Annotated in this window: 20 protein-coding genes; 8 read left to right on the top strand and 12 right to left on the bottom strand. The window is 71.6% G+C overall.

What is annotated here, in order from left to right; genetic code table 11:
• Positions 1–53 precede the first annotated feature (53 nt).
• Complete coding sequence (locus CF165_RS43870) at positions 54–635, top strand: TetR/AcrR family transcriptional regulator (protein WP_093953508.1); 582 nt, start codon at positions 54–56, stop codon at positions 633–635.
• Positions 636–639: 4 nt separating this feature from the next.
• On the opposite strand, the gene CF165_RS43865 is transcribed toward CF165_RS43870, so the two are convergent.
• Both CF165_RS43865 and CF165_RS43860 read right to left on the bottom strand, forming a co-directional pair.
• A complete protein-coding gene (locus CF165_RS43865) occupies positions 640–1,023 on the bottom strand; it encodes a PPOX class F420-dependent oxidoreductase (protein ID WP_093953554.1) in 384 nt (127 codons plus the stop codon).
• 28 nt (positions 1,024–1,051) lie between these two features.
• Positions 1,052–1,639, bottom strand: coding sequence for a dihydrofolate reductase family protein (locus tag CF165_RS43860; protein WP_093953507.1), 588 nt, complete (start codon positions 1,637–1,639; stop codon positions 1,052–1,054).
• A gap of 90 nt (positions 1,640–1,729) precedes the next feature.
• Between CF165_RS43860 and CF165_RS43855 the strand changes: the two genes are divergently transcribed.
• A complete protein-coding gene (locus CF165_RS43855; RefSeq protein WP_093953506.1) occupies positions 1,730–2,185 on the top strand; it encodes a winged helix-turn-helix transcriptional regulator in 456 nt (151 codons plus the stop codon).
• 45 nt (positions 2,186–2,230) lie between these two features.
• Here the strand turns inward: CF165_RS43855 and CF165_RS43850 are convergent, their stop codons facing one another.
• The gene (locus CF165_RS43850; protein WP_093953505.1) at positions 2,231–2,668 is read right to left on the bottom strand and encodes a MarR family winged helix-turn-helix transcriptional regulator; all 438 of its coding nucleotides are present in this window, start codon (positions 2,666–2,668) and stop codon (positions 2,231–2,233) included.
• A 49-nt stretch (positions 2,669–2,717) separates the two neighbouring features.
• On the opposite strand from CF165_RS43850, the gene CF165_RS43845 reads away from it, so the two are divergent.
• The 3 genes from CF165_RS43845 to CF165_RS43835 all read left to right on the top strand — a co-directional run bounded on the left by CF165_RS43845 (position 2,718) and on the right by CF165_RS43835 (position 6,305).
• Positions 2,718–3,185, top strand: a complete 468-nt coding sequence (locus CF165_RS43845; RefSeq protein WP_167441752.1) for a DUF1579 family protein — start codon at positions 2,718–2,720, stop codon at positions 3,183–3,185.
• 345 nt (positions 3,186–3,530) lie between these two features.
• Positions 3,531–5,417, top strand: coding sequence for an ABC transporter ATP-binding protein (locus CF165_RS43840; RefSeq protein ID WP_093953553.1), 1,887 nt, complete (start codon positions 3,531–3,533; stop codon positions 5,415–5,417).
• 12 nt (positions 5,418–5,429) lie between these two features.
• Positions 5,430–6,305: an alpha/beta fold hydrolase gene (locus CF165_RS43835; protein WP_093953503.1), complete on the top strand. Its 876-nt coding sequence runs from the start codon at positions 5,430–5,432 to the stop codon at positions 6,303–6,305.
• A 178-nt stretch (positions 6,306–6,483) separates the two neighbouring features.
• On the opposite strand, the gene CF165_RS43830 is transcribed toward CF165_RS43835, so the two are convergent.
• Complete coding sequence (locus CF165_RS43830) at positions 6,484–7,245, bottom strand: 2-keto-4-pentenoate hydratase (protein WP_205661161.1); 762 nt, start codon at positions 7,243–7,245, stop codon at positions 6,484–6,486.
• Positions 7,242–8,042: a 2-keto-4-pentenoate hydratase gene (locus CF165_RS43825; RefSeq protein ID WP_093953502.1), complete on the bottom strand. Its 801-nt coding sequence runs from the start codon at positions 8,040–8,042 to the stop codon at positions 7,242–7,244. Before CF165_RS43825 ends, CF165_RS43830 begins: the two co-directional genes overlap by 4 nt.
• A gap of 138 nt (positions 8,043–8,180) precedes the next feature.
• Between CF165_RS43825 and CF165_RS43820 the strand changes: the two genes are divergently transcribed.
• The 3 genes from CF165_RS43820 to CF165_RS43810 are packed head-to-tail and all read left to right on the top strand — an operon-like array spanning position 8,181 to position 9,738.
• The gene (locus tag CF165_RS43820; protein WP_167441751.1) at positions 8,181–8,684 is read left to right on the top strand and encodes a VOC family protein; all 504 of its coding nucleotides are present in this window, start codon (positions 8,181–8,183) and stop codon (positions 8,682–8,684) included.
• 56 nt (positions 8,685–8,740) lie between these two features.
• Positions 8,741–9,313 (top strand): hypothetical protein, encoded by a 573-nt coding sequence (locus tag CF165_RS43815; protein WP_093953500.1) that lies wholly within the window; start codon positions 8,741–8,743, stop codon positions 9,311–9,313.
• Positions 9,314–9,336: 23 nt separating this feature from the next.
• The gene (locus CF165_RS43810; protein WP_093953499.1) at positions 9,337–9,738 is read left to right on the top strand and encodes a CoA-binding protein; all 402 of its coding nucleotides are present in this window, start codon (positions 9,337–9,339) and stop codon (positions 9,736–9,738) included.
• Here CF165_RS43810 and CF165_RS43805 read toward each other — a convergent pair.
• From CF165_RS43805 to CF165_RS43775, 7 genes are all read right to left on the bottom strand, one after another.
• Positions 9,735–10,262 carry an NHL repeat-containing protein gene (locus CF165_RS43805; RefSeq protein ID WP_093953551.1) on the bottom strand — a complete coding sequence of 176 codons (528 nt, stop codon included), beginning with the start codon at positions 10,260–10,262 and terminating at the stop codon, positions 9,735–9,737. The two genes, CF165_RS43810 and CF165_RS43805, sit on opposite strands and share 4 nt — an antisense overlap.
• A gap of 74 nt (positions 10,263–10,336) precedes the next feature.
• Entirely contained in the window at positions 10,337–10,903 is a 567-nt protein-coding gene (locus CF165_RS43800) for a GvpL/GvpF family gas vesicle protein (RefSeq protein WP_093953498.1), read from the bottom strand.
• Positions 10,900–11,226 carry a gas vesicle protein GvpJ gene (gene gvpJ, locus CF165_RS43795; protein ID WP_093953497.1) on the bottom strand — a complete coding sequence of 109 codons (327 nt, stop codon included), beginning with the start codon at positions 11,224–11,226 and terminating at the stop codon, positions 10,900–10,902. Before gvpJ (CF165_RS43795) ends, CF165_RS43800 begins: the two co-directional genes overlap by 4 nt.
• The gene (locus tag CF165_RS43790) at positions 11,223–11,480 is read right to left on the bottom strand and encodes a gas vesicle protein K (RefSeq protein ID WP_093953496.1); all 258 of its coding nucleotides are present in this window, start codon (positions 11,478–11,480) and stop codon (positions 11,223–11,225) included. The genes gvpJ (CF165_RS43795) and CF165_RS43790 overlap by 4 nt, the downstream gene beginning before the upstream one ends.
• Positions 11,477–11,665 (bottom strand): gas vesicle protein GvpJ, encoded by a 189-nt coding sequence (gene gvpJ, locus CF165_RS43785; RefSeq protein ID WP_093953495.1) that lies wholly within the window; start codon positions 11,663–11,665, stop codon positions 11,477–11,479. The genes CF165_RS43790 and gvpJ (CF165_RS43785) overlap by 4 nt, the downstream gene beginning before the upstream one ends.
• Positions 11,658–12,392 (bottom strand): GvpL/GvpF family gas vesicle protein, encoded by a 735-nt coding sequence (locus tag CF165_RS43780; RefSeq protein WP_093953494.1) that lies wholly within the window; start codon positions 12,390–12,392, stop codon positions 11,658–11,660. Before CF165_RS43780 ends, gvpJ (CF165_RS43785) begins: the two co-directional genes overlap by 8 nt.
• A complete protein-coding gene (locus tag CF165_RS43775; RefSeq protein ID WP_093953493.1) occupies positions 12,389–12,700 on the bottom strand; it encodes a gas vesicle protein in 312 nt (103 codons plus the stop codon). The genes CF165_RS43780 and CF165_RS43775 overlap by 4 nt, the downstream gene beginning before the upstream one ends.
• Between the last annotated feature and the right edge of the window lie 7 nt (positions 12,701–12,707).

The following is a 12,707-nucleotide window of genomic DNA, read 5'->3' as shown; positions in this document are numbered from 1 at the left end:
ATGGGTAGTGAACGTTATGGTTCCGTGACGACTTCTCCCGTAGGCTCGGGATCATGAGCCGGGCCAGGGGCACCGACCGACGGGCGAGCATCGTGCGTGCGGCGTTCGAGGTGATCGCCGAACGCGGCTACCGCGGCACGTCGCTGGCGGCCGTGGCCGACCGCGTTGGGCTGACGCAGCAGGGGTTGATGCACTACTTCCCGACCAAGGAAGACCTGCTGACGGCGGTGCTGGAGACCCGGGACGAATGGGACCTGCTGCACTTCGGCCACGCCCCGCCGGGCGAGGAGTCGGCGATGACGGTGAACCAGCTGGCCGACCTCGTCGACTACAACGCGACCCGTCCGGGGATCGTCCAGACGTACACGGTGCTTTCGGCGGACAGCGTCACGGAGGACCACCCGGCGCGGAAGTACTTCCACGACCGCTACACCCGGGTCCGGGCGGGCATGACCGAGATGCTCGAACGCCACCGGGACGAGCTGCCGCCGGGCACCACGCCGGAACAGCTGGCCCCGATCGCGATCGCCGTCCTCGACGGCCTGCAGCTGCAGTGGCTCCTCGACCCGGCGGAGGTCGACATGCCCGCCGGGTTCCGCACCTTCCTGACCCTGCTGGGGATCAAGCCGGACTGAGGCGTCAGCGCATGCCCACGCTCTGCCGTTCGGGTTCGATGAGCGCGACGACCCGCTGCTGCTCGCGCGAATAGGGCCCGCCGATGTACTTGGTGGCGATCCGGTCGACGATCTCCCAGCCGGCGTCGCCGTCGATCCACTCGACGACCCGGCCGCGGATGATCACCGGCTCGAACGGGTTGTCCACCGGGGTCAGGGAGAGCGCGACGCGCGGGTCGCGGCGCAGGTTGCGGGCCTTGCGCGAGTCGGGGCCGGTGAGGATGGCGATGCGGTCGCCTTCCGGATCGACCCAGACCGGCACGGCGTGGGGAGCGCCGTCGGGCAGGACGGTGGCGAGGTGGCCGATCACGGTGGTGGCGAGGATGCGGCGGACGTCGGCGTCGAGCATGGTGGTCATCTCCTTGGTGGGGGTGGTTTCAGGCGACGGCGTAGTGGAGGTGGGTGACGCCGGGGGCGGCAACGGCCTCGACGAGCCGGAGCCGCACGTGTTCAGGCAGTTCCTGGAAGAAGGACCGGCCACCGCCGAGCAGCACCGGCACCTGGTGGAGGACGATTTCGTCGACGAGGCCCGCCCGCAGCGCCGCGGCCAGGACGCCGCCGCCCATGAGGCCGACGTCCTTGCCGCCCGCGGCCTCCCGGGCCGCCGCGATCGCGTCCTCGACGTTGCCGAGAAGGGTCTGCCGCTCGGTCAGCTCCGGCGCCGGCCGGTGGCTGACGAGGAAGAGCGGGGCGTCCGGGTGCGGGCTGCCGCCTCCGAAGTGCTCGGAGTCCTCGTAGGTGTTGCGTCCCGCCACGATCGCGCCCACCCGCCCGGCGAGGGTGTCGAAGACGCGGGCGCTCGGTGCGCTGAGCTTGAAGAAGTCGAACACCCGGCTCTGGGTGTCTCCGTCGGAGTACCAGTCGAAGAGCATCCCACCGTCGCCGAGCCCCTGCCCGGGGCGGGCGCCGCGGCCGGCGATGTACCCGTCGACCGACACGGCGTGGGCGCTGAAGACCTTGCTCATCGCGACATTCCCTTCCGAGTCCCTTCAGGAGACTCCAGAACCGTAGCACTCTGAGTTCCTTAAGGGAACCCACGATGCTAACCTGGTCCCATGCAGCGCACGAACTTCAGCGACCTGGCCGCGTGCTCGATCGCGCGCACCCTCGACGTCATCGGGGAACCGTGGTCGCCGCTCATCCTCCGGGACCTCTGGGTCGGGTTCAGCCGGTTCGAGCAGCTCCAGGCGGACCTCGGCATCTCGCGCAAGGTGCTCACCGAGCGGCTCAACCACTTGGTCGACGAGGAGATCGTCGAGCGCCGCCCGTACGACCGGCGGCCGCGCTACGAGTACGTCCTGACGGAGAAGGGCACCGAGCTGGTGGACATGCTGATGGTGATGACCCGCTGGGGCGACAAGTGGCTGGCGGGCAAGGCGGGCCCTCCGGTGCTGTACCGCCACCACGCCTGCGGCGAAATCACCACGGTCGACCTGCGCTGCACCCACTGCGGCAACCCGATGCACGCGGAAGACGTCGAACTACTGGCCGGCCCGGGCGCGACCGGGTAATCCACGCCTCGGCTTCAACCGGCCGGCCCTTCATCGTCGCCGGGGTCACCCCCGCGTCGAGACTTCCCGCAGCCGCCGCAGCGTGCGCAGTGTCGTCTCCAAATCCTCCCGCGACACCTCCGCCGCCACCTCCTCCGCCCACTCGACCTGCGCCGCGCCCAACTCCCGCATCGCCGTGCGCGCCCCTCGTGTCAACGACAGCAACGGGGCCCGTGCGTCGGCCGGGTTCGGCAGCCGGTCGAGCATTTCGTTGCGCAGCAAGCGGTTCACCGTCTCCTGCACGCTCTGCCTGCGCAATCCCCGCCGCCGCGCCACTTCCGCCGCGGTTGCCGGGCCGTCCTCGAGGAAGCCGAGCACCTGCCACTGCGCCGCCGTCAGCCCGAGTGGCCGCGTGAGCGCGTCGCCCGCCGCGAGGAAGCCTCCGTTGCAGGCGAAGACCGCGTCGATCACGCGGGTGAACGTCTCGGCTCGAGGGGACCGCATGCGTGCTAGTCTCGCACATCGACAGGCACCTGTCGAAACGGAGACGACCATGGACATGCCCAGCCTCGGCCCCGCGCACGACGCCCTCAAAACCTTCGTCGGCGACTGGACCGGCACCGAAGAACTCGCGGCCTCGCCGTGGGCACCGGCTTCGACCGCGCACGCCGACTGCGAATACCGCCTGGCGCTCAACGGTTTCGCCCTGATCCAGCAGTACCGCCAGCGCCGCGCGGACGGATCGGAGTTCCTGGGCCACAACGTCTTCACCGCCGATCCGCGCACCGGCGAAACACTCTGGTACGGCTTCGACAGCTACGGCTTCCCGCCCGAGTCGCCCGCGCGCGGCACTTGGTCCGGCGCGACGCTGACCCTGGAGAAACAGACCGCCCGCGGCGTGGCCCGGCACCGGCTCACGCCGGACGGCGACGCCTTGACCCACGAAATCGACGTCAAACTGGGCGACGACCGCGATTTCAGCCCATTCCTGCGCGCGCGGTACACCCGGAAAACCGGGTAGAGGAAACGGGCGACGCCCCTCCCCCCTTTGCACGAGGACGTCACCCGTTTCCGGTCCCTGCCAACCACATCAGCGGACCTGCCACTCCAGGCGATCGCCCGATGGGCGTACCGGAAAACAATTATTGATTATTCGCTGTTGCCTTGTTTCCGGCTCTGCAACGAGTGTGTCCCCGCTGCCGCCGGAGGCCCAGGGAAATCGATTACTTTCACCCGAACGGCCCAGCCGCGACCTCAAAACTGCCGCACCAAACTGTCGGACCCCCGGAGTACAGATGAAGAGGTGACCGGATCCGCCGAAACCACCACGGACCCGCCCCCGCTGATCGGGGTCGAAAACGTGAAGATGCCCGAGTGGGCCCGCGTCGACGAACGCGTCGCCGCGGCCGGCTTCGGGCAGGCCGTGCGCGCGCTGCCGTCCGCCATCTCGGTCGTGCTGCGGCTCGCGTGGCGCACGTCGCGGCGGCTGACCCTGCTGGCCGCCGTCGTGCACGTCGTCTCGGGCTGCGTGACGGCGTTCGGGCTGCTCGCCACCGCGAACGTCTTCACCGCGCTGCTCGAACAGGGCCCGACCCCGGACCGGGTGCTGCAGTCGCTGCCGGCGATCGCGGTCGTCACCGGGTCGTACGCCGCGCGGGCGGTGCTCGACGCGGCCGTCGCCGCTGTCGAAGGCGCGCTGCGGCCGCGTGTCACGGCGGCGGCGGACGACGCGGTGACGTCGGCGGTCGTGCGCGTCGGGCTGATCGCGTTCGAGGACGCGGACTTCCGGGAGCTCGCCCGCCAAGGCGCGCGGTTCGGCGTGCGGGCCATCGAGACCAGCCTGCGCCGGGTGGCGGACCTGACGTCGTCGGCGATCTCGCTCACGGCGGCGATGATCACGGCCGGGCTGCTCAACCCGTGGCTCGCGCCGGTCCTGCTGCTCGCCGCGGCGGCCGACGGCTGGGCCGCCGCGCGCGTGGCGAAGCTGAACTACCGGCACTTCGTCGACACCGTCGGGCGCAACATCCGCAAGTCGGTCGTCGAGGAGGTCGCGACCTGGCGCTCGATGGCCCTCGAACGGCATGCCCTGACGCTGCAGGAACCGTTGCTCGGCGAGTACCGGCGCATCTCCCGCAGCCTCACCCGGGAGGAGGTCCGGCTGGCGCACCGCAGCAACCTGGTCCGCACCACCGGGCGGGCGGCGGCCGGCTTCGGCACGGCCGTCGCGTACCTGGTGCTCGGCTGGCTGCTCTACACCGGCGCGATGGAGCTGGCGCTGGCCGGCACGGCGGTCCTGGCGATGCGCACGGCGTCGACAGCGCTGTCCAACACCATGCACGCGGTCAACTCGCTGTACGAGGACTCGTTCTACATCGGGTTCTACAACCAGCTGCTCGTGGAGTCGATCAAGCTGCGACCACCGCCCACGACCGTGACCGCGCCCGCCAATCCCGCCGAAATCCGGCTGGAGGGTGTCACGTTCAGCTATCCGGGCCAGGAAAACCCGGCCCTGCGGGACGTCTCGCTGACGATCCGGCGCGGCGAAGTCGTGGCGCTCGTCGGCGAGAACGGCTCGGGCAAGACCACCCTCGGCAAGCTGCTCACCGGGCTCTACCCACCGGACGAGGGCACGGTCCGCTGGGACGACGTCGACCTCGCGCGGGCCGACCCGGCGTCGGTGCACGCGAACATCGCGGTGATCGCGCAGGAACCCGCGGAGTGGCCGATGACGGCGGCGAACAACATCACGGTGGGGCGCCTCGGCCGGCCGGATCCGGATCAGCGGGCGTGGCGCGAAGCGGTCGACTACTCCGGCGCGGACGAGGTGATCGCCTCCCTGCCCGCCAGGGAGAACACGGTTCTGTCGAAGAAGTTCGACGAGGGCCACGACCTGTCCGGCGGGCAGTGGCAGCGCATGGGCATCGCCCGCGGGATCTACCGCGACGCCTCGGTCCTGGTGGCCGACGAACCGACGGCGGCGCTCGACGCCCGCGCCGAAGCCCGGGTGTTCGCCGGGCTCCAGCACGCGAGCACGTCGGGCCGCGGCCGCCGCACGACCGTGCTGGTGACGCACCGGCTGGCCAACATCCGGTCGGCGGACCGGATCCTGGTCCTGGAGAAGGGGAGGCTGATCGAGGAGGGCACCCACGACGAGCTGATCCGCGTGGGCGGGGTCTACCACGAGCTGTACGAGATCCAGGCCCGCGCCTACCGGAACGAGCCGGCCGAAGTGGCGGACCGGGAACCGCCGTGATGTCCTGGGACGATGGCGGAACGCGTCGTACGGGTCAACGGCATCGAGCTGTGTCACGAAATCTTCGGCGCCGCGGACGGGCGGCCGTTGCTGCTCGTGATGGGCCTCGGCGCGCCGATGATCTGGTGGGACGAGGAGTTCTGCGAAAGCCTGGCCGCGCAGGGGTTCCGGGTGATCCGGTTCGACAACCGGGACGCCGGGCGGTCGAGCCGGATGCGCGGCCGGGCGAACCTCGCGCAGGCGTACCTGCTGCGCAGCGCGCCGTACTCGCTGGCGGACATGGCCGACGATGCCGCCGGGCTGCTGGACGCGCTGGGCGTCCCCGCCGCGCACGTGGCCGGGGCGTCGATGGGCGGGATGATCGCGCAGACGCTGGCTTTCCGGCACCCGGAGCGGGTGCGGTCGCTGACGTCGATCATGTCGAGCACCGGCGGCAGGCTGGTCGGACGGCCGAGCCCGCGGGCGATGTCGATGCTGTTCGCCACGCCGCCGCGCACCCGCGCGGACTACGTCGAGATGCTCGTCCGCACGTTCCGGCTGATCGGCTCGCCCGGCTACCCGTTCGACGAGCGACGGATGCGGGACCGGGCCGAGCGCACGTACGACCGCGGCGTGCACCCGGGCGGCACCCTCCGCCAGCTCGCCGCGATCATGGCCGAGCACGACCGCGCGCCGCGGCTGCGGAAGGTGCGGGTGCCGGCCCTGGTGGTCCACGGCGCCCGCGACCCGCTGGTGCACGTCTCGGGCGGACGCGCCACGGCGCGCGCGATCCCCGGCGCGGACCTCGACGTCGTCCCCGGCATGGGCCACGACCTGCCGCGCGCGGTGTGGCCGCGGGTGATCCGGGGCATCACGCGGATCACCGCCCGCGCCGAAGCGGCGAACTGACGTACCCGGACGGTCGGTTCGCGTACCTGGAGGGTCGGCTCACCGGCCGACCCTCCAGGTACGCGAACCGACTCTCCAGGTACGCGAACTCGCCGGTCCGGTACACGTCCTTCGCGTGATCGGAACCGGATCTCGCGTGATTGGAGGGGCATCACGTGTGATTGGAGGGGCGACACGGTCAGGTGGAGAGGGTGATGGAGCCCAGGTGGGAGAAGTGGGCCGCGACGCGGGAGCCTCGGCGGAGCGGGACCGCGTCCGTCATGCCGCCGGTCAGGACCAGCCAGCCCGGTTCCAGGGCCAGGCCTCGCGCGCCCAGCGCGTTCGCGGCCAAGGCCAGGGCCTCCGCCGGGTGGCCCTGGACCGCCGCTCCCGTGGCCGTGTCGACGATCTGGCCGTCGACTTCCAGCAGGGCCGCTTCCAGCGACAGGTCCAGGGAGGCAGGCGGCAGGCCCACCGGGCCGACGCTGAAGTACGCCGACGAGCCGTTGTCCGCGACGGCGTCCGGGAGCGTGAAGCGGTAGTCGGCGTACCGGCTGTCGATGACCTCGATGCCGCCGTACACGCGGTCGACGGCGGCCAGTGCCGTCGCCGCGGTGACGCCGGGGCCCGCCAGCGGACTACCCAGCACGAACACCAGCTCCGGCTCGGCTCGCGGGTGGATCAGCGCGTCGTGCGGCACCGGCGCGCCCGCCGGCAGCACCATCGCGTCGGTGAGCCAGGCCAGCAGCGGCGAGTCGATGCCCATCCGCTGCTGCTTGGCCCGCGACGTCAGGCCGAGCTTCAGCCCGACGAGCGTCTCGCCGCGGGCCCGCCGCAGCCGCAGGGCCTCGTCCTGGATCGCGTACGCCGTCTCGACGTCCAGGTCCGGCCAGCCGGCAGAGAGCGGGGCCCGTTCCGAAACCGTCCCCAGCAGGGAAGCCGCTGCCTCGCGTACGTTCATGATTCCTCCGAAGCAGGGGCGAAGACCGCGGTGACGCTGCCGATGCCGGCGATGGTCGCGACGACCGTGTCGCCCGGCGACACCGGGATCGCCCGGGTCATCGAGCCCGGCAGCACGACGTGCCCCGGCTCCAGGGTGACGCCGAGCGGACCGACCGTGTTCGCCAGCCACACCAGCGAGTTCAGCGGCGACCCGAGCACCGCGCCGCCCGCGCCGGTCGCCGCCACCGAACCGTTCTGGTACAGCACGCAGCCCGCCAGCCGCAGGTCGGCGGCCGAAAGCACGGTCGGGCTGCTGCCCAGCACCACCCCGCCGGAGGACGCGTTGTCGGCGATCGTGTCGAACAGCGAGATCTTCCAGTCCTGGATCCGCGAGTCGACGATCTCCAGCGACGGCAGCACGAAGTCGACCGCCCGCACGGCGTCGGCGACCGTGACGCCGGGGCCGCGCAGCGCCGAGCCGAGGACGAACGCGATCTCCGGTTCGATGCGCGGCTGCAGGAACGCCGAGGTCGGGATCGGCTGGTGTTCCAGGTGGAACATGCTGCCGGTGAGGTGCCCGTAGTCGGGCTGGTCGACGCCCATCTGCCGCTGCATCGCCGCCGACGCGAGGCCGACCTTGTGCCCGCGGACGGCGTCGCCGGCTTCGACCCAGCGGCGCACCTGCTCCTGCTGGATCCGGTACGCGTCTTCGATCCCCGCGTCCGGGTAGGTCTTGATCAGCGGTTCGATCGGCTCACGCGCGGCATAGGCGTGCGCCAGTACGGCGGCGGCCTCCTGCACCCTGCTGACGTCCACCCCCGGGACTCTGCCGGGCGCGCACCCGGGACACAAGCACCGGTGTTCCGTCCAGCGGAACTCTCGCCGGACAACCTCTTGCACGCGAGATAAATCGGGCGTAGCTTGGAAGACACACCAGGAAGGGACGTGAGGGACATGGCACCGACCCAGGCCGAGGTCACCAAGCTCGCCGAGATCCGCGACGCCCTGCGCGAGCGCCACCTGCACCCCGCCGCCGAACGCCCGGCGACGAACGGCCGCGGCATCCACCACACCGCGCTGATCTCCAGCGACGTCGAGCGGACCATCGAGTTCTACCAGGACATCCTCGGCTTCCCGCTCACCGAGCTGATCGAGAACCGGGACTACCCGGGCTCCAGCCACTTCTTCTTCGACGTCGGCAACGGCAACGCGGTCGCCTTCTTCGACCTGCCCGGCCTGGACCTCGGCCCGTACGCGGAAGTCCTCGGTGGACTGCACCACCTGGCACTGTCGGTCACGCCCGAACGGTGGAGCGCCATCAAGGACAAGCTCGACGAGGCCGGCGTGCAGTACCTCCTGGAAAGCAAGACGTCGATCTATCTGTCCGACCCGGACGGTGCCCGCGTCGAGCTGATCTCCGACCCGCTCGGCGAGATGTACGGCGAGAAGATCGGCTGAAAGCGTGGTCCGGGCGTCGCCCGCGAACTAGCCTGTGCGCGACGCCTGGAGGTCCGATGCCCGACTGGTCGCTCTCCCGCGCGAAGGCGCGGCTCGATCACCGCGAGAAGCTCGACGAGCTCACCGCGCGCACCCGGTTCGAGGTGCGGCTGCACCTGAACGAGCCGGCGACGAACGGCGCCTACGACGAGCTCACGAGCATCTTCGCGATCGGGCACGGCGAGTGCGCCGCCCTCCTCCGGCACCACCGCCTGCTGCCGTGGTGGGAACGCTCGCTGCTGTTCCGGTACGCGCGGCGCATGCACGGCAAGGCGATCACCCGCAGTGTCGGCGCGGTTCCGGCGGAGGTGGCGCCGCAGGCGGCCCGCGCCTTCGGCGCCGAAATCGCCGAACTGGCTCCCGGCTCCGGCGACACCGGCGCGAAGTACGACCTGCAGGGCCGTGGCCTGCTGACCGTGTTCCGGATCGCCGTCGGCGCCAGGGGCACGACCTGGCCGGACCGCCACGAGGTCGCGACGACGGCCGCCCGCAACATCCTGACGTGCGCGGCGACCTTCGCGCACCGCAAGCCGTGGCACGTCGTCTGGCCGGTCTACCGCGTGCGTGGCCTGCGCGTGTGGAAGCTTTGACGCCTGGCGCGCGTTCCACCGGTATGAACGCGGAGCAGATCCTCGAGAACGCGAAGACGATCGCCGTCGTCGGCCTGAGCCGGGACCCGGCCAAGGCCGCGCACGGCGTCCCGGCGGTCCTGCAGGCGCACGGCTTCCGGATCATCCCGGTGCACCCGAGCGCGACCGAGCTGCTCGGCGAGAAGGTCTACCGGTCACTGAAGGACATCCCGGAACCGGTCGACCTCGTCGATGTCTTCCGGCCGTCCCCGGAAGCACCCGGCATCGCCCGCGACGCGGTCGAGATCGGCGCCAAGGCGTTGTGGCTGCAGCAGGGCATCGTCTCCGCCGAAGCGCGCCGCATCGCCGAAGAAGGCGGGCTCGAATACGTCGAAAACCGGTGCACCGCCGTGGTCCGCGCGACGGCCGCGATCTCGAAGAACTAGCCGGTCGCTCCGAAGTGGACGATCCGGTGGTTGCCCGTCTCGGCGACCCAGATGCCGCCCGCGCCGTCGTCGGCCATGTCCCTCGGTGAGCCGATCGGCTCGGTCGTGTCGGACAGCGCGGCGCCGGTGCGGGTGCAGAACCGGGCCACGCGCCCGGTGTCGTCGACCAGCAGCCGCCCGGCGTGGTCCAGCGCGACCGCGCGGGGCCTGGCCAGTCCACCGAAATCGCGCACGAACCCGCCCCACCACGAGAACTGCACCACGCGGCGGTTGCCGGTGTCGGCGACGTAGACGTGGCCCGCCGCGTCGACCGCCACCCCTTCCGGCGCCTTGAGCCGCCCGGCCAGGACGCGCACAAGCGCGCCGTCGCGGGTGAACGCCTGGACGCGGTCGTTGCCGGTGTCGGCCACCCACACGCGGCCGCGGGCGTCGACGGCGATCCCGGACGGCGAGCGGAACTGCCCCGGCCCGGTGCCGGGACCGCCGAACGCCCGCGGGAGCGCCGCGAGTTCGCTGCTGGTCACGGCACCAGGATCACCGGCCGCGAGCCACGGCGGCCAGGGCCGGGACGAGTGTTCAGCGACTGTTCCGCCCCCGCTCACCAGCTCCAGCGCGAACACGTCCGTCGGTCGAGGAAGCTGTACGCGGGCAGCGGCCCGACCCACTCGGCCCGGACCTCCCCACCCCCGTCGAGCCCGGCGACGGCGTCGCGGACGACGAGCAGGTCGCCCAGCCCGACCAGGAACGCCCACCGCTCGTCGGCGGACTCGCCCGCCGGCAGCGACACCGAGTCACGGGCCCGTTCGGCGACCTCCGAGAGCAGCACGTCGGAGCGCGCCGCCCGCCACGCCGACCCGGGTTCGGTGAACCGCAGGCAGACGTGCACCTCGGCCAGGCCGTCGAGCCGGTCGAGGTCGGCGCGGTAGGTGTCGGCAGACGGGGCCAGCACCTCGGCGCGGACGGCGTCCTCGTCCTCGGCCACGGTGCCGAACCGGACCGGCAGCACCGGTCCGCCCTCGACGAGCGCCGACACCACCGCGAGGTGCGTCGCCGGATCGGGCTGGTCGGGCGCTTCGCCGACGACCATCGCCAGGTCGTCCCAGCACACCGTGCGCGGGGCCCGCGGATGCCCGGCCCGCACGACGCCGTACAGCTGCAGCGTCACTGCTGGTCGACCGGGACGGCCGGCTCCATCGGGACGGCGACGGCGTGGGTCGGCGGCGGGGGCGGGATCAGCCCGACGGTCTGGTCGAGCCCCATCGAGATCTGCCCGGGGTTGGGGGTCTTGGCCTGCGCGTTGACCCGCTGCATCGCTTCGAGGTAGCGGATGTAGGTGTCGACGCTGGCGATCACGATCCGGGCTTCGATCGACAGCAGCTCGATGCCGATCAGGGACACCTTCACCGAAGCGTCGATGACGAGTCCCTTGTCGAGCAGGATGTTGAGGGTGTCGGCGAGCCCGCCGCCCGTCTGTCCGGGTGTGGTCACTGCGGTCTTCGTCCTTCCGTTTCCAGGATGCCGCCCGGGATTTCGTCGAGGGCGGCACGGATTTCGGCGAACCGGAGCTCCAGCCCGATCAGGGCCTGGCCGAGCTCCTCGATCTGGTCCGGGGTGAGGGTGCCGGCGTCGAGGCGCCGCAACGCCTGCCGCTCCAGCACTTCCTTGAGGATGTCGAGCACGGTGACGACCAGGTGGCCGAGCCCGCGGCCGGCGTCGGCGGCGATGCGGACGGGCTCGCTCATCCCGGCGGCCCCTCGATCCCGAGCAGCAGCAGCCGCAGGTCGAGCCGCACCAGGTCGATGCCGGCGAGCGAGATGATCACGTCGCCGGTCACCACGGCGCCGCGGTGCACCACCCGGTCGAGCAGGTCCGCGACCGCCTCGACGGCGTTGCCACGGCCGACCTCGAAGACCTCGGGGTCAGCCATGGGCGGCCGCCCCGAGCTCGACGTCGGTGAACGAGTACGGCGGCCAGGGCCCGGAGGTCTCGACCGTCGCGCCCACCTCACGCAGCTCGCGGGCGAACCACTCGAACTCGGCGTGGAACGCGGCCTCCCGCCCGGTTTCCACCAGGTAGGCGGTGTTGACGAGCACACCGTGCGGCCGGGCCCGCTCGACGCTGTCGGCGGCGTGCCGGCGCAACGCGTTCTCGAGCCGTCCGGCGGCGCCGACGACGTCCTCGCGGGCGCGCTGGATCGCCTGCAGCCGTTCGCGCCGCCGGACGAGGTACTGCGTGCCGGTCAGACCCGCGGAATCCGGTCTGCTGGTCGCGGCGGGTTCGGTGTGCCGCACGCGGACACCCCACTCGCGGTGGCCCGCCACCTCGTCGAGGCAGTCGCGGGCCTGGTCGTAGGCGGTCTCCAGGAGCCGGAGCGCGGCGGCCTCGCCATCGATGACCGTGCCGAACCGCAGCGGCAGCACGGGTTCGTGGCGGAACACCGCGCGCACCACGGCGTCGTGCTCGCGGGCCAGCTCGGCGAGCGCGCCGTCGACCGGATCGAGCGAGTCGATGCGGTCGAAGCGCGCCGGCGACACGTCGGCGACGACCACGCCGAGGTCGCGGTAGCCGATGAGCCGGGGTGCCGGGGTCATGTCCAGTTCGGCCGGGCGGTTGCGGGTGATCGCGTACGCGCACAGCCAGTTGCGGGTGCTCACCGCGGTTCGTCCCTCCCGCCCGGCACGGGCAGCCGGGCCTCCAATTCGGCGACGCGTGCCGCCAAGTCCAGCTTTCGGTCATCGCCTGCCAGCTCGGCGCGGGCGGCATTCGGCGAAAAGAACGGGTCGTTCGTCCACCAGTCCATGCCCATTTCGCGGGCGGTTTGGGCGGACGCGATGAACAGCCGGATACGCAGGGTCAGTAATTCGACGTCGACGACGCTCACCCCGATGTCACCGGCTATCACGACGCCCTTGTCGAGTACGCGTTCCAGGATGTCCGCCAAGGAATCGGACGAAGTGCCCACTCTGTCG

This window comes from Amycolatopsis vastitatis (assembly GCF_002234595.1).
GTDB classification, from domain to species: Bacteria; Actinomycetota; Actinomycetes; order Mycobacteriales; family Pseudonocardiaceae; genus Amycolatopsis; species Amycolatopsis vastitatis.
Note: the sequence above shows the minus strand (reverse complement) of the source record. Positions and strands in the feature narration are given on the sequence as shown.